This is a genomic window from Croceibacterium segetis (assembly GCF_011320115.1).
Taxonomy (GTDB): Bacteria; Pseudomonadota; Alphaproteobacteria; order Sphingomonadales; family Sphingomonadaceae; genus Croceibacterium_B; species Croceibacterium_B segetis.
In genome coordinates this window covers 18,235-36,530 of the sequence record NZ_JAANOZ010000002.1, presented here as the reverse complement: position 1 = coordinate 36,530, position 18,296 = coordinate 18,235, and the positions used below count along the sequence as shown (strand labels likewise).

12 protein-coding genes are annotated in these 18,296 nt (G+C 68.5%); 9 read left to right on the top strand and 3 right to left on the bottom strand.

Translation table 11 applies throughout. From position 1 onward, the window contains the following. The first annotated feature begins 100 nt into the window (after positions 1-100). Positions 101-1,024, top strand: a complete 924-nt coding sequence (locus G7B69_RS02000; RefSeq protein ID WP_166175583.1) for a DUF8021 domain-containing protein — start codon at positions 101-103, stop codon at positions 1,022-1,024. Positions 1,025-1,126: 102 nt separating this feature from the next. On the opposite strand, the gene G7B69_RS01995 is transcribed toward G7B69_RS02000, so the two are convergent. Together G7B69_RS01995 and panB are read right to left on the bottom strand one after the other, a co-directional pair. Continuing rightward, positions 1,127-2,263: an alpha/beta fold hydrolase gene (locus G7B69_RS01995; protein ID WP_166175581.1), complete on the bottom strand. Its 1,137-nt coding sequence runs from the start codon at positions 2,261-2,263 to the stop codon at positions 1,127-1,129. Positions 2,264-2,492: 229 nt separating this feature from the next. Beyond that, positions 2,493-3,362, bottom strand: a complete 870-nt coding sequence (panB, locus tag G7B69_RS01990; protein WP_166175579.1) for a 3-methyl-2-oxobutanoate hydroxymethyltransferase — start codon at positions 3,360-3,362, stop codon at positions 2,493-2,495. A gap of 147 nt (positions 3,363-3,509) precedes the next feature. Between panB and G7B69_RS01985 the strand changes: the two genes are divergently transcribed. Further along, positions 3,510-5,084, top strand: a complete 1,575-nt coding sequence (locus tag G7B69_RS01985) for an amino acid permease (protein WP_166175577.1) — start codon at positions 3,510-3,512, stop codon at positions 5,082-5,084. A gap of 66 nt (positions 5,085-5,150) precedes the next feature. On the opposite strand, the gene G7B69_RS01980 is transcribed toward G7B69_RS01985, so the two are convergent. Then, positions 5,151-5,630 (bottom strand): peroxiredoxin, encoded by a 480-nt coding sequence (locus G7B69_RS01980; protein WP_166175575.1) that lies wholly within the window; start codon positions 5,628-5,630, stop codon positions 5,151-5,153. A gap of 169 nt (positions 5,631-5,799) precedes the next feature. Here G7B69_RS01980 and ahcY point away from each other — a divergent pair, with 169 nt between their 5' ends. The 7 genes from ahcY to addA all read left to right on the top strand — a co-directional run bounded on the left by ahcY (position 5,800) and on the right by addA (position 18,250). Then, positions 5,800-7,206 (top strand): adenosylhomocysteinase, encoded by a 1,407-nt coding sequence (gene ahcY, locus G7B69_RS01975; protein WP_207785928.1) that lies wholly within the window; start codon positions 5,800-5,802, stop codon positions 7,204-7,206. Positions 7,207-7,369: 163 nt separating this feature from the next. After that, positions 7,370-9,712 carry a sensor histidine kinase gene (locus G7B69_RS01970; protein ID WP_166175573.1) on the top strand — a complete coding sequence of 781 codons (2,343 nt, stop codon included), beginning with the start codon at positions 7,370-7,372 and terminating at the stop codon, positions 9,710-9,712. Next, the gene (gene tsaE, locus G7B69_RS01965) at positions 9,709-10,143 is read left to right on the top strand and encodes a tRNA (adenosine(37)-N6)-threonylcarbamoyltransferase complex ATPase subunit type 1 TsaE (protein WP_166175571.1); all 435 of its coding nucleotides are present in this window, start codon (positions 9,709-9,711) and stop codon (positions 10,141-10,143) included. The genes G7B69_RS01970 and tsaE overlap by 4 nt, the downstream gene beginning before the upstream one ends. Further along, entirely contained in the window at positions 10,140-11,117 is a 978-nt protein-coding gene (locus G7B69_RS01960; RefSeq protein WP_166175569.1) for an aminoglycoside phosphotransferase family protein, read from the top strand. Before tsaE ends, G7B69_RS01960 begins: the two co-directional genes overlap by 4 nt. Then, positions 11,114-11,830, top strand: a complete 717-nt coding sequence (locus G7B69_RS01955; protein ID WP_243414993.1) for a nucleotidyltransferase family protein — start codon at positions 11,114-11,116, stop codon at positions 11,828-11,830. Before G7B69_RS01960 ends, G7B69_RS01955 begins: the two co-directional genes overlap by 4 nt. 10 nt (positions 11,831-11,840) lie before the next feature. Further along, on the top strand, positions 11,841-14,789 hold the full coding sequence (addB, locus tag G7B69_RS01950) for a double-strand break repair protein AddB (RefSeq protein WP_166175567.1): 2,949 nt from the start codon (positions 11,841-11,843) through the stop codon (positions 14,787-14,789). Then, positions 14,786-18,250: a double-strand break repair helicase AddA gene (gene addA, locus G7B69_RS01945; RefSeq protein WP_166175565.1), complete on the top strand. Its 3,465-nt coding sequence runs from the start codon at positions 14,786-14,788 to the stop codon at positions 18,248-18,250. Before addB ends, addA begins: the two co-directional genes overlap by 4 nt. The last annotated feature ends 46 nt before the right edge of the window (positions 18,251-18,296 follow it).

Below are 18,296 nucleotides of genomic sequence, written 5' to 3'. Positions count from 1 at the left end.
TCGTGTAGGAAAGCGTTTTCACCTTCGATTTCCTACAATCCGGCGCGACTATACACGGCCCCACCGATCGCTAGAATTGGGGGCCAAGGGGAGAGAATCCATGAAAATCATCGCTGCGTTGTGCCTGATCCTTTCGTCGGCCGCCGTCGCCGCGCAGCCGCCCCGCGCGGCCGCCCACCCGGCGCCGACCTGCGACCGCGAGTGCCTGCGCGGCAAGGTTTCCGAGGTACTCTACGCCCTCGTCGATCACGACGTGAAGAAGCTGCCCGTCGCCGCGAGCCTGCGCGTGACCGAGGACGGCGTCGAGAAGCCGCTCGACAAGGTCGGCCTGGCGCGCTCGGTGACCAAGCTGCGCGGCTATCGCCAGGACATCATCGATACTCGCGCGGGCCAGGCGGTCGCCGGCGTGATGGTCGAGGAATCCGGCGCGCCGATCCTGCTCGTGGTGCGGGTCAAGATCGACGGCGATCAGAAGCTCAGCGAGCTCGAGCTGGTGACCACGCGCAGCCGCACCGACGGGATGATCTACAACATCGATGCCTACAGCGGCGCTCCGGCCGAGGGCATGGACCTGCCGCCGCGCCCGGACCAGCTTGCCAGCCGCGACGAAATGATCCGCATCGCCATGTTCTACCCGCGCGGGCTCAGCGAAGCGAAGACCTTCAACGCGATCGGCACGCCCTTCGCCCCCGAGGCGTTCCGGCTGGAGAACGGCGCGCTGATGGCCGGCCCGGGCTGCAAGTTCGCCCCCGGCTGCGAGGACATCGGCAACCAGTCGCTGGCGATATTCAAGCAGCTCGGCCGGGTGACGGTGCGCGACATCGTCGTCGACGAGCGCATGGGCATCGTGATCATGCGCCTGTCATGGAACCAGCGCGGCCCCGGCTCCGACCGGCTGACCGCGTGGGAGATGTTCAAGGTCTACGACGGGCAGATCCACATGGTGCAGGCCTGGATGCGGCTGTTTCCGCCGGCACTGGATTTGGGCGGGTGGCCGATCAGGGAGGGGATTGTGCAGCCTTGATGGGCTACTGCATGGCGCGAACGTCGGCTCGGCGGATGCACGACGCGGGCGCGATACGTCCATGCTCGACACTCCTGTGCGATATTCATCCAATTGGTAATTTCAGCGAACAGGCAAGGCGGGCGCCGAGCGCAGAAGCGAGGAAGTGTCGGCTGACCTCAGGCCGTGGCGGAGGAAAGCGCGTCTAAGCGCATGCTGGTATCCCCGATCCAATTCCAGTCGATGGCCGCCGCGCACCAAAAGATATCGCCCTTTGGGGTAAGCCGACGCGATGGCTCGTCCTATTGCGGGAGAGAACACAATGTCGTCCTTGCCCGCGATCACCAGGACCTCTCCCTGGTAGCGGCTTCGATCCAACCGCAAGTCTGGCAACGGGGCGCGCCGATCGAGGAAATTCGCGAGGATTTCTCGCGACCAGAGATAGAGCGGCAGATCGTAGCCATATGATTTCGATGCCTGCAGATCGGGCCCAAGGAGTTCGTACATCCGCACCTTCGCCGCGGTGGCGGCGGGCTGGTCCAGCAGGGCACGACTGAGGGGCCAGTTGAGGCTCGGATGGAGTTCGTACCAGGCATAGGGGAGTGGGTTGTGGTTGAGCTCCGCACGGACAACCTCGCGGACCTTCTTCATGCCGGCCGCACCCTCCCTGCCGAGTTGGAAAAGCATGTAGGCCAGATCGGCGTGATGGCCCTTTTCAAGGGCTGTCATCTTCGACAACAGTCTGCCTGTCTCCGGATCCATCTCGGCGAGGTTGCGGGCGTAGGTCCAGCCATGTTGGCGAGCCAGGTCCGGCGCGCCCGTCGACACCAGCAGCGCGCGGCTTACATGTTCGCCATACCGGTCGAGATATTGCTGGGCGAGCACCCCGGCGCCGGAGGCGCCGAAGATCAGGATGCGGCCGTCTGAAGGCAAGAGCTTCGCCGCGACCATGTCTTGTCGCACCCGTTCGATATCCTCGACACGCTGCCATGAGCCATAAAGAGTCGTTGCGCGGCCAAGGTCCAGCTTGCCGTTGGAATAGACCTCGGGGAACAGCGTCGGGCTATGGCCGCGATGCCCGATCAGTACGTAAGACATACCGGGAAGCTGCTCGTCGAAGAAGGCGAAGTCCGGCCGAGGGCCGACCAATTCCATTTGTCCATCGGTCAAGATGAAGACAACTGGCCCCTTCGGATCGAAGTTCGGGCTGAGTATGTAGAACCCACGATAAAGCCCGCCGCTTTTGTCGCCATAATCCATCGGAAGATTCAGGTACCGATGGTGACCGTCCGCAGGCATCTCGGGGTAGTGCGCGTTTAGCGCAAGCCGGGAGTGTGGCGGCTCCGTTGCTGCTTGCCACCTTGAGTAACCCCACGCGGCAGCCAGCGCAGCTGCCACGAGGGCGGCAAGGAGAAGCCGGCTCCGTCGAAGTGGCGACTTACCGGGTTGCGGCATCAGGGATCGTTGCTCCGGCAAAGCTGAGCCGCGGCTACTCAGCCGAATAAACCTGCTCCGCCCCCGGAAAACTCCGCTCGCGCACTTCCTTGGCGTAGAGTTCTGCGGCGGCGGAGATGGTCTCGGCGATGGTGCCGTAGCGCTTCACGAAGCGCGGCACGCGCTCGAACATGCCGAGCATGTCTTCGGTGACCAGCACCTGCCCGTCGCATTGCGCCGAAGCGCCGATGCCGATGGTGGGGATCTCGAGGCTCTGGGTGAGGGCCACGGCGATCGGCTCGACCACCCCTTCGATGACCACCGCGAACGCGCCGGCGTTCTGCACCGCCTGGCCGTCGGCGACGATCTTCTCGTGCTCGAGTTGCGTGCGCCCGCGCGCGCCGTAGCCGCCGAGGGCGTTGACCGCCTGCGGGGTCAGCCCGACGTGGCCCATCACCGGGATGCCGCGCTGGACGAGGAACGCGATGGTCTCGGCCATCGCCGCGCCGCCTTCGAGCTTGACCGCGGCGCAGCCGGTTTCGGCCATGACCCGCGCCGCCGAGGCATAGGCCTGCTGCGGGCTCTGCTCGTAGCTTCCGAACGGCATGTCGACGATCACCACGCTGTGATAGCTGCCGCGCACCACCGCGGCGCCGTGGGCGATCATCATGTCGAGCGTGACCTGCAACGTGGTGGGCAGGCCGTAGATCACCTGGCCGAGCGAATCCCCGACCAGCAGCATGTCGCAATGCGCGTCGAGCAATTGCGCCTGACGGGCGGTGTAGGCGGTCAGCATGACCAGCGGCTGCGCGGTCTTGCCGGCGGCCTTGCGGCGCTGGATTTCGGGCACCGTCAGCCGCCGCATCGGCTGCGGCGTGGGGTGGGCGCGGCTGGTCGAGGTGTCGAGCTGGAAGGTCGTGGACATGAACGGGGCTTTAGGCCTGCCGACAAACCGGGGGAAGCCCAAGCGTTTCAGGCTTGTCATGCCCCGTCAGGCCGCTAGCTTCCGCCGCCATGCACGAGGTGGGGGCCTTCTGCCGCCACCCGCACAGGGACTAGAGGGAAGCACCTCATGATTTTCAGTCGCGTCAAACCGCTCGACGCCATCCTTGCGACGGCCGAGAAGAAATCGCTCAAACGAACGCTCGGCTGGTTCCAGCTGACCTTGTTCGGCATCGGCTGCGTGATCGGCACCGGCATCTTCGTGCTGACCGCGGTCGGCGCGCAGAAGGCCGGACCGGGGCTGATGCTCGCCTTCGCCATCGCCGGCGCGGTCTGCATCGTCGCCGCGCTCTGCTATGCCGAGATCGCCTCGATGATTCCGGTCGCGGGCAGCGCCTATACGTATACCTATGCCACGGTGGGCGAGTTCTTCGCGTGGACGGTCGGTTGGGCCCTGATCATGGAATATGCGATCGCCGCCTCGGCGGTGTCGGTCGGCTGGTCGGGGTATTTCACGGGCACGTTCCTGAACGAATTCTTCGGCGTCCACTTACCGACCTGGCTGAGCGCCGGGCCGCTGTCGCTCGGCGGCGTCGAAGGCGGGTTCATCAACCTGCCGGCGCTGGTCATCGCCCTGCTGGTTACCTGGCTGCTGGTCATCGGCACCAGCGAGAGCGCCAAGGTCAACGCCGTCCTGGTGATGATCAAGGTGGTGGCGCTGACCGGTTTCGTCGCGATAACCCTCACGAGTTCGCAGTTCGAGCCCGGCCGGTTCAATCCGTTCCTCCCGGCCGGCGTGTTCGGCGGTTTCGGCACCGGCGTCGGCGCGGTCGGCGCGGCGGCGACGATGTTCTTCGCCTATGTCGGCTTCGACGCGGTCTCGACCGCCGCCGAGGAGACCAAGAACCCGCAGCGCAACGTGCCGATCGGCTTGGTCGGCTCGCTGCTGTTCTGCACCGTGTTCTACATCCTCGTCGCCGCGGGGGCGATCGGCACGGTCGGCGGTAACCCGATCATGGGTGCGGACGGCCCGCTGGTGACCGGATCGTCCGAGCTCGCCCAGCAATGCGCGATGGCTCAGTATGCGGATGCTTTGGTCTGCTCGAAAGAGCCGCTGGCGCACGTCCTGCGGGTGCTCGGCTTCTCCTGGGCCGGCAACCTGATCGGGGTCGCCGCGTTCCTTGCCTTGCCCTCGGTCATCCTCGTGCTGATCTTCGGCCAGACCCGCATCTTCTTCGTGATGAGCCGCGACGGCCTGCTGCCGGCCGGGCTCAGCAAGGTCCATCCGAAGTACCGCACCCCGCACGTGGTGACGATGATCACCGGCGTCGGCGTGGCGATCGCCGCCGCGTTCTTCCCGGTCGGCAGTCTGGCCGACATCTCCAATGCGGGGACGCTTTATGCCTTCCTGATGGTGGCGGTGGCGGTGATCGTGCTGCGCAAGACCGACCCGGCGCGCGCGCGCAGCTTCCGCGTCCCGGCCGTGTGGCTGATCGGTGGGCTGACGATCCTCGGCTGCGTGTTCCTGTTCCTCAACCTGCCGAGCGCGGCGATGCTGTTCCTGCCCGGCTGGAGCGTGCTCGGGCTGTTCGTTTACTTCTTCTACAGCCGCGGCAAGAGCCATCTCGGCCGCGGGATCGTCGAGGTTGTGGACGAGATCGGTGGCGAGGACACGATGGTTCCGATCCACCCGCCGAAGGATTGAGCCTGGGCCAAGAAAAAGGGGCGCCGGTCTCGCGACCGGCGCCCCTTTTCGTTGCCTGGCCGAGCCTCAGAGCTGGCCGAGCATGTGCTCCGCGCTCGAGACGTTGAAGTCGCCCGGCGCCTCGACGTTCAATTCCTCGACCACGCCGTCGTTGACGATCATCGAGAAGCGCTGGCCGCGCTTGCCGAGGCCGAAACCGCTGCCGTCCATCGTCAACCCGAGCGCCTCGGCGAAATCGCCGTTGCCGTCGGCCAGCATGGTGATGTCGTCCGAGCCGTTGGCCTTGTTCCACGCCTGCAGCACGAACGCGTCGTTGACCGCGGTGCCGACGATCTCGTCGACGCCCTTGGCCTTGAGGTCCTGCGCTTTCTCGACGAAGCCCGGCAGGTGCTTGGCCGAGCAAGTCGGGGTGAAGGCGCCCGGCACCGAGAACAGCGCGACCTTCTTGCCCTTGAAGTATTCGCCCGACTGGACCTTCTGCGGCCCCTCGGCGGTCGCCTTGACCAGCGTTACGTCGGGCAGCTTGTCGCCCTTGGCTATCGTCATCTGAAATGTTCCTTCCTGCTCCGTCCAGCGCGTAGATAGAGCTTCGCTAGCGCCATGCAACTGGCGGCTTGGGGTTGCCGCCGCGCACGAGCAGCGTATATGAGCGCCCGAACTGGCGACGCATGGAGCCCCGGCGCGCCCTCATCCGCATCTTGCAGGAGACAAGCCAGTGGCTACCGCCGTTGCCGAGCACGACTACATCGTCAAGGACATCACCCTCGCCCAGTACGGGCGCGACGAAATCGCCATCGCCGAAACCGAGATGCCGGGCCTGATGGCCACGCGCGAGGAATTCGGCGCGTCGAAGCCGTTGAAGGGCGCGAAGATCACCGGATCGCTGCACATGACGATCCAGACCGCGGTGTTGATGGAGACGCTCCAGGCGCTCGGCGCGGAGCTGCGCTGGGCGACCTGCAACATCTTCTCGACCCAGGATCACGCCGCCGCGGCGATGGCCGCCGCCGGCATCCCGACCTTCGCGATCAAGGGCGAGAGCCTGGCCGATTACTGGGACTACGTCGGCAAGATCTTCGACTGGGGCGAGGACGAGACCTGCAACATGATCCTCGACGATGGCGGCGACGCGACGATGTTCGCGCTGTGGGGCGCCCGGGTCGAGGCCGGCGAGGAGCTGTTCCAGCCCTCCAATGCCGAGGAGCTCGAGTTCGTCCGCGCGCTCAAGGATTTCCTCAAGCGCAAGCCCGGCTACCTCACGCAGACGGTGAAGAACATCAAGGGCGTCTCGGAAGAGACCACCACCGGCGTCCACCGCCTCTACAGCCTCGCCAAGCAGGGCAAGCTGCCGTTCCCGGCGATCAACGTGAACGACAGCGTGACCAAGTCGAAGTTCGACAACCTCTACGGCTGCAAGGAATCGCTCGTCGACGCGATCCGCCGCGCGACCGACGTGATGCTGGCCGGCAAGGTCGCCTGCGTCGCCGGGTTCGGGGATGTCGGCAAGGGCAGCGCCGATTCGCTGCGCAACGGCGGCGCGCGCGTGCTGGTGACCGAGATCGACCCGATCTGCGCGCTGCAGGCGGCGATGCAGGGCTACGAGGTCGTGACGATGGAAGAGGCGGTCAAGCGCGCCGACATCTTCGTCACCGCCACCGGCAACGAGGACGTGATCACCGCCGAGCACATGAAGGCGATGAAGAACATGGCCATCGTCTGCAACATCGGCCACTTCGACAGCGAGATCCAGATCGCCGCGCTCGACAATTACGACTGGAAAGAGGTCAAGGCCGGCACCGACGTGGTCACTTTCCCCGACGGCAAGCAGATCATCGTGCTCGCCAAGGGCCGGCTGGTGAACTTGGGGTGCGCCACCGGCCACCCGAGCTTCGTGATGAGCTGCAGCTTTACCAACCAGGTCCTCGCCCAGATCGAGCTGTTCACCAAGGGCGGCGAGTACGACAACGACGTCTACGTGCTGCCCAAGCACCTCGACGAAAAGGTTGCCGCGCTGCACCTCGGCAAGCTCGGTGTGCACCTGACCCAGCTCAGCAAGCGCCAGGCCGACTACATCGGCGTGCCGGTCGAGGGGCCGTTCAAGCCGGACCATTATCGCTACTGATCCTTCGAGACGCGGCTTCGAGACGCTCGCTGCGCGAGCTCCTCGGCCGCTCCTCCGGATGAGCGGGTCGGGAAAATCCACCGCTCATCCTGAGGAGCGAGGCCGCAGGCCGAGCGTCTCGAAGGACATTGCATCGCACCCTTCGCCCGAATAGCTGAGGCGGATGGATCTTTCCCCCACCGCGCTGCCGCTGCTCGGGCTGCTGCTTGCCGGCTGGACGTTCGCCGCCGCATGGCTCGCGCTCGTCGCGCGCCGGCAGGCGCGGCAGGCGAAGGCCTCGCGGGTCACCGCGCGCCGCCTGACGCGGATGATCGACGATTCGCCGGCGGTGCCGATGCTCGTAAAGTCCGACGGCAAGATCGAGGCGCCCGAGCGGATCGCCGCCTGGCTAGGGCTCGAGCGCATGCCCGGTTACCTCAGCGAGCTCGCCGGCGAGGATGAGGGGCTGTTCGCCGGCGAGCTGGCCGAGCTCACCGAAGCGGTGCGCCGGACCCAGAAGACCGCTTCGCCCTTCCGCATGGTCGTCACCCCGATCGGCTCGGGCCGCAGCCTGGCGGTGCGCGGGCAGCTCGCCGATCCGGCGATCTCGCCGACCGGCGCGGCGCTGCTGTGGTGGTTCGACTTCTCCGAAAGCCAGGGCGAGCTGACCCGGCTGCGGGCCGAGACGATGCGCGCGCAGGGCGATTTCGCCGCGCTCGTCGGCCTGATCGAAGCGGCACCGATCCCCATGTGGTTCCGCGGGCCGGACATGAAGCTGCGCCTGGTCAACAGTGCCTACGTCAGCGCCGTCGAAGCGGCCGATGCGGAGACGGTGGTCAAGAAGCAGGTCGAGCTGATCGAACGGGTCGACGGCCTGACCCCGGCGCAGATCGCCAAGCAGGCGCGCGACAAGGACTTGCCGGTCGAACGCATCGTCCAGGCGACCGTCGGCACCCAGCGCCGCACCCTGCGGGTCAGCGACCTGCCGCTCGGTGGCGAGGGTGTCGCCGGCTATGCGATCGATATCGAGGAGATGGAGGAGCAGGGGCGCGAATTCCGCGCCTTCCGCGAAGCCCAGCGCTCGATGCTCGACCAGCTCTCGATCGGCGTCGCCCAGTTCGACGGCGATCACACCCTGGCGTTCTCCAACCAGCCGTTCCAGCGCATCTTCGCGCTCGGCGCCGCGTGCCACATCGACCCGCCGAGCTTCGACCGCTTCCTCGACATGGCGCGCGACGCGGGCCGGCTGCCGGAAGTGCGCGACTTCCCGGCGTGGCGCCGGGAACTCGCCGAATGGTTCAGCGCCGATGCCGCGCAGGAAGAAGCCTGGACGCTCAGCGACGGCACTCACTTGCGCATCGTCGCCCAGCCGATGCCCGACGGCGGCCTGGTACTGATCGCCGAGGACCGCACCGAATCGCTCGCCCTCTCGGCCACTCGCGACACGCTGCTGCGCACCCGCGCGGCGACCTTCGACAGCCTGTTCGAATCGCTCGCTGTGTTCGCTCCCGACGGGCGGCTGCAGCTGTGGAACCGCCGGTTCGGCAACATCTGGGGACTACCCGAGGAATTCCTCGACGCCCATCCGCGGATCGACGCGGTGCTCGAGCGGATCGGCCCGCGTCTCGCCCGTCCGGGCCAGCGCGCCGCGATCGGCGAGATCGTTCGCGCCGCCACGCTCGACCGCCAGCAGCGAGGCGGGCAAGTCCAGTTGTCCGACGGGCGCACGCTCGAGTTCGCCGGGGTGCCGCTGCCCGACGGCAACGGCCTGCTCACGGTGCTCGACGTTACCGACTCGAAAAAGGCGGAGGACGTGCTGCGCGAGCGGGCCTCGGCGCTCGAGGAAGCCGACGCGGTCAAGACCCGCTTCCTCGCCAACATGAGCTACGAGTTCCGCACCCCGCTGACCTCGATCGGCGGCTTCGCCGAACTGCTGCAGGGCGGGATCGCCGGCGAGTTGAGCCCGCAGGCGCAGGACTATGTCGCGGCGATCCTCTCCGCTGTCGACAGGTTGCGGGCGCAGATCGAAAGCGTGCTCGACCTGACGCAGAGCGAAGCCGGCCTGCTGCCGATCGCCACCGAGGAGGTGGACCTGCTGTCGTTCGTCACCAACGTGGTGCGCGAGCGCGAAGAAGCGATCGAGGCAAGCGACCTCGCGCTCGACTTGCGCGGCGACAAGGGGGCGGGCGTCATCCAGGCCGACAAGCGCCAGCTCGGGCGGGCGATCGGCAACCTGCTCGACAACGCGATCACCGCCACGCCCAAGGGCGGGAAGATCCTCGTCGCCCTGTCGCGTCAGAAGAAGGGCGCGAGGATCGTCATTTCGGACAACGGTCCCGGCATGAAGCCGAGTGAGCTCGCCCGCGCGCTCGACGGCACCCGGATCAGCAAGGACGGCTTGCCCGATACCCGCCGAAGCGGACTCGGCCTGCCGCTCGCGCGCCAGTTGATCGAGGCGCATGGCGGGCGCCTCGAGCTGCAGAGCGAACCCGGCGTGGGTACCACTGCGACGATCTGGCTGCCGTGATTCTCGATTTGCCGGACTTGGCGGCCGTGCAGGCGCTGGGCGCGCGGATCGCCGTTCACTTGCGCGCCGGCGACGTCGTCGCGCTCTCCGGCCCGCTCGGCAGCGGCAAGACTACGCTGGCGCGGGCGATCATTGCCGCGCTGGGGCATCGAGGCGAGGTGCCGTCGCCGACGTTCACCATCGTCGAAACCTACGATCTCGAGCCGCCGCTGGTGCACGCCGACTTCTACCGGCTCGAGCGGCCGCGCGAGGCCGAGGAACTCGGGCTGGACGATTATCGAGAGGGCGCGGCGCTGATTGCCGAGTGGCCGGAGAAGGCCGGCGGCTTCGCGCATGAGCCGGGCTGCCTTTCGATCGCGCTGGAAATTGCGGGAAGCGGGCGCAAGGCGATTGTCGAACCCGGTGCGGATTGGCATGGGCGCTGGCCATGAATGACAAGCTCCCTGAAGGGCTCGACGAATTTCTCGACAGCGCGGGATGGGGCGGGGCCCGGGTGGAGCCGCTCGTCGGCGACGCCAGCTTTCGCCGCTATTTCCGCGTGCGTGACGGTGGACGCAGCGCGATGCTGATGGACGCGCCGCCGCCTCACGAGGACCCGGGGCCGTTCCTCGATGTCGGCAAATGGCTCACCGCGCACGGCCACCGCGCTCCGGAGATCCACGCCGAGGACCGTTCGCGCGGTCTGGTGCTGATCGAGGACTTCGGCGAGGACCGCATGCGCGACTGGCTCGACGACAACGCGCACGCCGAGGAGGAGGTCTACGAGCGCGCGATCGACGCGCTGGTTCGCCTGCACCAATCGCCGCCGGGGCCGTTCGCGCCGTACGATCTCGACACCTACCAGCGCGAGGCGGGGCTGTTCACCGAATGGTATTGCCCGGCAATGCGGCTCGCTGTCGACGAAGAGGGTTATCGCCGGGCGTTCGAGGAAGTCCTGCTGCCGATGCTGCCGCGCCAGGATCCCGGCGTGACGGTCCTGCGCGATTACCACGCCGAGAACATCATGCTGCTGGGTGGCGGTCACCAGGGCCTGATCGACTTCCAGGACGCCCTGGTCGGCCATCCGGCCTATGACCTCGTCTCGCTGCTGCAGGACGCGCGGCGCGACGTATCGCCCGCGCTCGAGCGGCGAATGCTCGACCGCTACCTGGCGCGGGTCGACGCGGGCGAGCATTTCGAAGCCGACTATGCCCGCCTCGGCGCGCAGCGGAACGCCAAGATCGTCGGCATCTTCAGCCGCCTGTGGAAGCGCGACGACAAGCCGCGCTACCTCGCCTTCATACCGCGCGTGTGGGAAGCGCTGGAACGCGACCTCAAGCATCCCGCGCTGGCGCCGGTCGCCGATTGGTTCGCCCGCAACATCCCGCAGGAAGTGCGCGACACCGGCGGCGGCGAGCTTCAGTGAGCGAGCTCGCCTCCGACACCGCGATGGTGCTCGCCGCGGGGCTGGGCAAGCGGATGCGGCCGCTCACCGCCAGCCAGCCCAAGCCGCTCGTGCGGGTCGCCGGCAAGCCGCTGATCGACCACGCGCTCGACCGGGTAGCCGAGGCGGGGATCGCCAAGGCGGTGGTCAACGTCCATTACCTCGCCGACGCGCTCGAAGCCCATGTGACGGCCCGAGCCGCGCCGATGGTCGCCGTGTCGGACGAACGCGAGCAATTGCTCGAAACCGGCGGCGGGATGGTTCGGGCATTGCCGCTGCTCCCCGACCCGTTCTTCTGCATCAACAGCGACAACATCTGGCTCGACGGTCCGAAAGACGTGTTCCACGACTTGTCCGACGCCTGGGATGCGGCGCGAATGGACGCACTGCTGGCGCTGGTGCCGCACCGCGGGGCGCACAATTTCCGCGGCAAGGGCGATTTCAAACTCGATGCCACCGGCCATGTCACCCGCCGCCGCTCCGGGCGCATCGCGCCGTTCATCTACACCGGCATCCAGCTCGTCAGCCACCGCCTGCTGCGCGATGCGCCCGAAGGTCCGTTCTCGACCAACGTGCTGTGGGATCGCGCCATCGAGGAAGGCCGGCTCTACGGCATTGCCTTCACCGGACAGTGGTTCGAGGTCGGGACGCCGGCGGCGATACCTGCTACCGAAGCGGCGCTGAGGGAGGGCTGAAGACGCACTGATGGGGGGTCGCAAACCGCAGGTCTATTCGATTGCCGCGCACCGGGGCTTCGCCGATGCGCTCGTGGCCGGGTTGCTGCCGCGATACTCCGAACCCGAGGTCGGCCTTGCCCGGCTGACCCTGCTGCTGCCGAGCACGCGCACGGTGCGGACGGTCAGCGAGGCCTTCATCCGCCTGTCGGGGGCGGGCCTGCTGATGCCGCGGATGGCGGTGGTCGGCGATCTCGACCTGGACGAGACTCTGGGCCCGCTGCTCGACCCGCTTGGCGCCGGCTCGGCGATCCCGCCCGCGGCCGATCCGACCCGGCGGCTGTTCAAGCTGGCGGAGTTCCTCCCTGCCGCGATGACGGCGCTGAAGCGCGAGCCGCCGCGCGGCGCGGCGCTGCTGCGGATGGCGCAGGAAATCGCCCGGGCGATCGACCGGCTGCTGGTCGAGGATATCGACCCCGAAGCCCTGTTCGGCGAACGCGTGCGGCAAGTGCTCGCCGAGATGTCCGAACACTGGCTGGCCAACACCAAGCTGTTCGCCGCCGTCCACGCGATGTGGCGCGACGAACTTCGCGCGCGCGGCGAGATCGACGCGGCGGCGCGGCGCAACCGGTTGTTTGCTCGCGCGGCCGAGAAGTGGCGCGCCGAGCCGCCGGCGACGCCGATCGTCGCCGCCGGCGTGACCAGCGCCGCGCCCGCGCTGGCCGAGCTGCTGCGGGTCGTTTCCGAGCTGCCGAACGGCGCGGTGATCCTGCCGGACCTCGACTTGTCGATGCCTTCCGACGTGTGGGAGGAACTCGGAGAAGCCGGAGCGTCGGATAGCGATCCGCCGTTCGCGCGGGGCGACGCGGTGACGCATCCGCAGTACCATCTCAAGCTGCTGCTCAACCGCATGGGCGTGGCTCGCGGCGAGGTCGACCAGTGGCATCGCGCCGGCCTCGGCGTTGGACCGCCCGAGCGCAGCCACGCGATCTCCAACCTGTTCCTGCCGCCCGAGGCGAGCAAGGCGTGGGTCTCGCTGCCGGCGGACAGGCGGCGGCTTTCGGGCGTGCGGCTGCTCGAAACCGCCAATCCCGAGGAGGAGGCCCAGGCGATCGCCCTGCTGGTGCGCGAGGCGCTCGAGGACCCTGAGAAGCGGGCCGCCGTGGTCACTCCCGATCGCGGCCTCGCGCGGCGCGTGGTCCACCACTTGCGCAGATGGAACATCGAGGCGGACGATTCCGCCGGACGCCCGCTGTCGCAGACCGCCGCCGGTCGGCTCCTGCTGCTGCTCGCCGAAACGGCCGCCGAGGAAGCCGCGCCGGTGCCGCTCATGGCGTTGCTCGAGCACCCGTTGGTGCGCTCCGGCGACGGGCGGGGCGGATGGCTCGACAATGTCCGGGCCCTTGAGCTCAAGCTGCGCGGCCCGCGCCCCGCGCCGGGGCTGGCCCCGCTGAAGGCAATCGCCGCGAGGGCGGGTGTCGAGCACTGGTGGGCCGGCGTCGCCGCCATTCTCGAACCGCTGATGAGTCAGGAGCGTCGGCCGCTGGCGGAGATTCTCGACAAGCTCGTGGTCGCTGCTGAGAAGTTGTGCGGCGACGGCGCCTGGGCGCGCGAGGACGGCCGCGCGCTGTCCGCCCTAATCGAGGACTTGCGCCTCCACGCCGCCGAGACCGGCTTCGCCATCGACCCCAGCGAACTGCCCGCCGCGCTGCGCGACGCGATGGAGCGGGTCGCCGTGCGCCCGCCCTATGGCGGCCATCCGCGGGTGGCGATCTACGGCTTGCTCGAAGCGCGCATGACCCGCGCCGAGCTGGTGATCTGCGCCGGGCTCAACGAGGGCACCTGGCCGGCCACTCCCTCGCTCGACCCGCTGCTGCCGCCAGGGGTGCTGCGCGCGCTCGGGGTGCCGGCGGCCGACTTCCGCATCGGGCTCTCGGCGCACGACCTCGCCGGCCTGCTTGGCACACCCGAGGTGGTGCTGAGCCGATCCCAACGCGACGTTCAGGGGCCGGCGATCCCCTCGCGCTTCCTCCTGCGCGTCAAGGCGCTGCTTGGCCGCGACCTCGGCGAGCGCCATGAGGAACGCGAGATCGCCGCGCTTGCTCGCGCGCTCGACGATGGCGAGCCGGCGAACCTGTACCCGCGCCCGGAGCCGAGGCCGAGCGCCGAGCAGCGGCGGGTGCGGGTCAGCGTGACCGGTCTCGACCGGCTGCGCTCCGATCCGTACCAGTTCTACGCCTCCGAGATCCTCCAGCTTGGTGAGCTCGATCCGCTCGACGTCGAGCCGACGCCGCAATGGCGCGGCACCGCGGCGCACAAGGTGCTGGAGACCTGGCACAACACCGGCCGGCCGATGCACGAGATCGCCGACGAAGTGCTCGCCGAGATGAACCACCACCCGCTGATGCGCGCCCTGTGGCGGCCGCGGTTGATGAAGGCGCTCGAATGGGTTGAAGGCGAGATCGCCGCCAACCCCGGGCGCGTGCCGACGTTGATCGAGAAGAAGGGTGAGTGGACGTACCGCGGGGTGCTGATCCGCGGCAAGGCCGACCGGATCGACCGGTTGCCCGACGGCACGCTGGCGGTGGCCGACTACAAGACCGGCCAGCCGCCCAGCGGGAAGCAGGTCGAGAACGGTTACGCGCTGCAGCTCGGCACCACGGGATTGATGGTGCGCCACGGCGCGTTTGCCGACCTTCAAGGCGAAACGACGGTCTTCGAGTACTGGTCGCTCGCCAAGTCGCGCAAGGAAAAGGACAAGTTCGGCTTCGTCGCCACGCCGCTGCTGGTCGACGGCAAGCGCACGGGGATCGCGCCGGGCGATTTCCTGCCCGAAGCGCAGCGTTACCTCGACGACGCCCTCGACCGCTGGATTCTCGGCGACCAGCCTTTCACCGCGCGGCTCAACCCCGATGCGCCGGGCTACTCGAGCTTCGACCAGCTGATGCGGCTCGACGAATGGCTGGGGCGCGGCGCATGAGCGGGGAGGTCCATCCGCTCAAGGACGAGCAGGCCCAGGCCGTCGATCCGCGCGACAGCGTCTGGCTCTCGGCTTCGGCCGGCACGGGCAAGACGCAAGTGCTCTCGGCGCGGGTGTTGCGGCTGCTGCTGCGCGAGGGCGTCGAGCCCGGGCAGATCCTCTGCCTGACCTTCACCAAGGCCGGCGCCGCTGAGATGGCGACCCGGGTCAACGAAGTGCTGGCAAGCTGGGTGCGGCTCGAATCGACCGAGCTGGCCAAGGCGCTGACCAACATCGGCGAGAAGGCAACGCCCGAAACCATCGCTCGCGCGCGCTCCCTGTTCGCGCAAGTGCTCGATTGCCCCGGCGGGGGCCTGCGGATCGACACGATCCACGCCTTCTCGCAATGGCTGCTCGCGGCTTTCCCGGAGGAAGCGGGGCTGATCCCGGGCACCAAGCCGATGGAGGATCGCGACCGCGAGATCCTCGCCATGCGCGTGCTCGCCGACTTGCTGGTCGAGTGGGAGGAGCGCGGCGAGCGCGCGCTGCTCGACGGTCTCGAAATGCTCAGCGTGCGCATGGGCCCCGACGGCGCGCGCAAGTGGCTGATGCGTTGCGCCGAGGCACGCGATGCCTGGCTCGGCCCCGGCGGGTGGCAGGAGCCGCTGGGCGATCGCGTGCGTCAATTGATCGGACTGCCGCTCGATGCCGGGCCGGACAGCCTCGCTGCGCTGTGCTGCGACGATGTGTTCGACCGCGCGGCGCTCGTTCGCTGCGTCGAAATCAACGCCGCGTGGGGCACGGCGACGGCGCAGAAGTGCATCGAGGCGATCGGCGAATGGCTTGCCGCCGATCCCGCGGCGCGTGCAACGGACTGCGAACTGCTGGCAAAGGCGCTGTTCACCAACGAGGGCAGCGTGCGCTCGCTGCGCTACCTCGAAAGACTCGATGCCAATTATGCCGGCATGGCCGAACGGGTGCGCCAATGCCTCGATGCCGTCCGCGAGCAGGCCGCGCTGCTGGCGCTGGCCGACCTGCTCACCCCGGCGCTCACCGTCGGCCGCCGCTTCGCCCTCGCGTGGGACGAGGCCAAGACGCGCGAGGGGCTGATCGATTTCGACGACCAGATCCGCCAGGCCGCGGCGTTGCTCCAGAACCGCGACCTCGGTGACTGGATTCGCTACAAGCTCGATCGCCAGTTCGACCACATCCTGATCGACGAGGCGCAGGACACCAACGCCGCGCAGTGGTCGATAATCTACGCCCTGACCGAGGAGTTCTTTGCCGGCGAGGGCCAGCGCGACAACAAGCTGCGCACCGTCTTCGCGGTCGGCGACTACAAACAGGCGATCTTCCGCTTCCAGGGCACCAGCCCGGAGAACTTCGAGAATGCCCGCAGGCGCTTCGAGAAGGCGATGGCCGATGCCGCGCTCGACAATCTCGACGCGCGCGGGCTGCAAAATCTCGGCCTCGGCCGCTCGTACCGCACCGCGCAACCGGTGCTCGATTTCGTCGACGAGGCGATCGGCGCCATCGGCCACGAGGCGTTCGGGCTGGACCGTCCGCCGGATCCGCATGTCGGTGACAAGCGCCCCGGTCTCGTCGGGCTGTGGCACCCCGTCGGCGGCGAGAGCGAGGAAGAGGCCGAGGAGCCCGAGGCGGCCGACAGCTGGCTGCCGGGCCCCGAGCGCGCGATGGCCGACAATATCGCCGCGCAAGTCAAGGCGTGGCTGCGCCCGGAAAGCGAAGGTGGGGGCTTCCCGCTCGTCAAAGGCCGGGCGCGCAACGCCGGACCGGGCGACATCATGGTGCTGGTGCGCAAGCGCCGCGAGCTGGCCGGGCTGATCGTCGCGCGATTGCACGCCGCGGGGGTGCCGGTGGCGGGCGTCGACCGCCTGCGCCTCGGCGCGCCGCTCGCGGTGAAGGACCTGATGGCTGCGCTGCGCTTCGCCGCCCAGCCGCTCGACGATCTCAGCCTTGCCTGCCTGCTGGTCTCGCCGCTGATCGGCTGGAGTCAGGACGAACTGCTCGAGCACGGCTACCGCGACAAAGGTGTGGCGCTATGGGACCACCTGCGACGCAGCCGTTCGCCCGAGGCGATGCGCGTCGCCGACGAGCTGCGGCAATTGCTCGCCCGCGCCGACTTCGAACCGCCGCAAGCGCTGCTCCACTGGATGCTGGTTGGCCCGTGGCAGGGGCGGCGCAAGCTGGTCTCGCGGCTCGGGCGTGAGGCCAATGACCCCATCGACGAGCTGCTCAACGCCGCACTGGCTCACTCGGCTTCGCACACGCCGAGCCTGGCCGGGTTTATCCAGTGGTTCGATGCGGGCGAGGGCGAGCTGAAGCGCGAGACCGGCGCCAGCGAAGGGCTGGTGCGGGTGATGACAGTCCACGGCTCGAAAGGCCTGCAGGCGCCGATCGTGATTCTCGCCGACGCCACCGGCAATCCCGACCGCTCGCCGACGCGCGGGCTTACGCTCAAGGAAGACCTGCCGGGCGGCGGCGGGCGCACGATTCCGCTGCCCGACTTGTCGAAGGAGGAGAAGGTCGGCCGCATTGCCGCCGCCGAAGGCGAAGCCGCGGCGGCCGACCGGCAGGAGCACTGGCGCCTGCTCTACGTCGCCATGACCCGCGCCGAGGAAGCGCTGTTCATCGGCGGCGCGCTGCTGAGCGGCGAGAAAGAGCCGGCGCCCGACAGCTGGTATGCCCGGCTGGCGCCGTTGTTCGGCGATGAGCCGGTCGTCGACCCGATCTGGGGCGCGCGGCAGGTGCGCGGCGAGCGGGCAGCGGCGATCGTCGCCAAGGCGGGCAGCACGACCACCGCGCGCGCCGTGCTTCCTTCCTGGGCCACGACACCGATCGGCCCCGAGCCGCGACCTCCGAGGCCTTTGGCGCCATCCTCGGCGGGACAGGACGAAGGCGCCGATCCGCCGCTGCCGCCCGGCGCCGACAGCTTCGCCGCGCGCCGCGGGGTGCTGATCCACAAGCTGCTCGAGCGCCTGCCCGAGCTCGCGCCCGAGGAGCGGCTGGGCAGGGCACGCGAATGGCTCGCGCGCCAGGCCGCCGACGTCGCCGAAGCCGAGCGCGAGGCGATTCTGCAATCGGTGCTGGTGGTCCTCGAAGCGCCGGGCTGGGCGGAGATATTTTCACCTTCCGCGCTTGCCGAAGTCCCGCTGGCTGCCACCGTCGCCGGGCAAGTGATCGCCGGTACCGCCGATCGCCTGCTGGTCGAGCCCGGCCGCGTACTGGTGGTCGATTTCAAGACCGCGCGCCGGCCACCGGCCAGCCTGTCCGAGATCCCGCCGGCGACACTCAGGCAGATGGCCGCCTACACGGCGGCGCTCGAGGCGATCTATCCCGGCCGCAAGGTGGAGTCGGCGGTGCTCTACACCCAGACGCCGCTGATCGTGCCGATCCCTGCCGCCTTGCTCGCCGAGCACAAGGCCCGATTGGTGGGGATTGAGGAAAGCTTTCCCGGGTGAGCCGTTGCAACCCCACGCGAGAGCCCTAGATTGGCGAGAACACCCG

What these genes read in the sequence shown, in the direction of transcription:
- G7B69_RS02000 (WP_166175583.1), top strand. Translation starts at nt 101, where the DNA reads ATGAAAATCATCGCTGCGTTGTGCCTGATCCTTTCGTCGGCCGCCGTC.
- G7B69_RS01995 (WP_166175581.1), bottom strand. Translation starts at nt 2,263, where the DNA reads ATGGATTATGGCGACAAAAGCGGCGGGCTTTATCGTGGGTTCTACATA.
- G7B69_RS01960 (WP_166175569.1), top strand. Translation starts at nt 10,140, where the DNA reads ATGAATGACAAGCTCCCTGAAGGGCTCGACGAATTTCTCGACAGCGCG.
- panB (WP_166175579.1), bottom strand. Translation starts at nt 3,362, where the DNA reads ATGTCCACGACCTTCCAGCTCGACACCTCGACCAGCCGCGCCCACCCC.
- G7B69_RS01970 (WP_166175573.1), top strand. Translation starts at nt 7,370, where the DNA reads ATGGATCTTTCCCCCACCGCGCTGCCGCTGCTCGGGCTGCTGCTTGCC.
- addA (WP_166175565.1), top strand. Translation starts at nt 14,786, where the DNA reads ATGAGCGGGGAGGTCCATCCGCTCAAGGACGAGCAGGCCCAGGCCGTC.
- G7B69_RS01980 (WP_166175575.1), bottom strand. Translation starts at nt 5,630, where the DNA reads ATGACGATAGCCAAGGGCGACAAGCTGCCCGACGTAACGCTGGTCAAG.
- G7B69_RS01985 (WP_166175577.1), top strand. Translation starts at nt 3,510, where the DNA reads ATGATTTTCAGTCGCGTCAAACCGCTCGACGCCATCCTTGCGACGGCC.
- addB (WP_166175567.1), top strand. Translation starts at nt 11,841, where the DNA reads ATGGGGGGTCGCAAACCGCAGGTCTATTCGATTGCCGCGCACCGGGGC.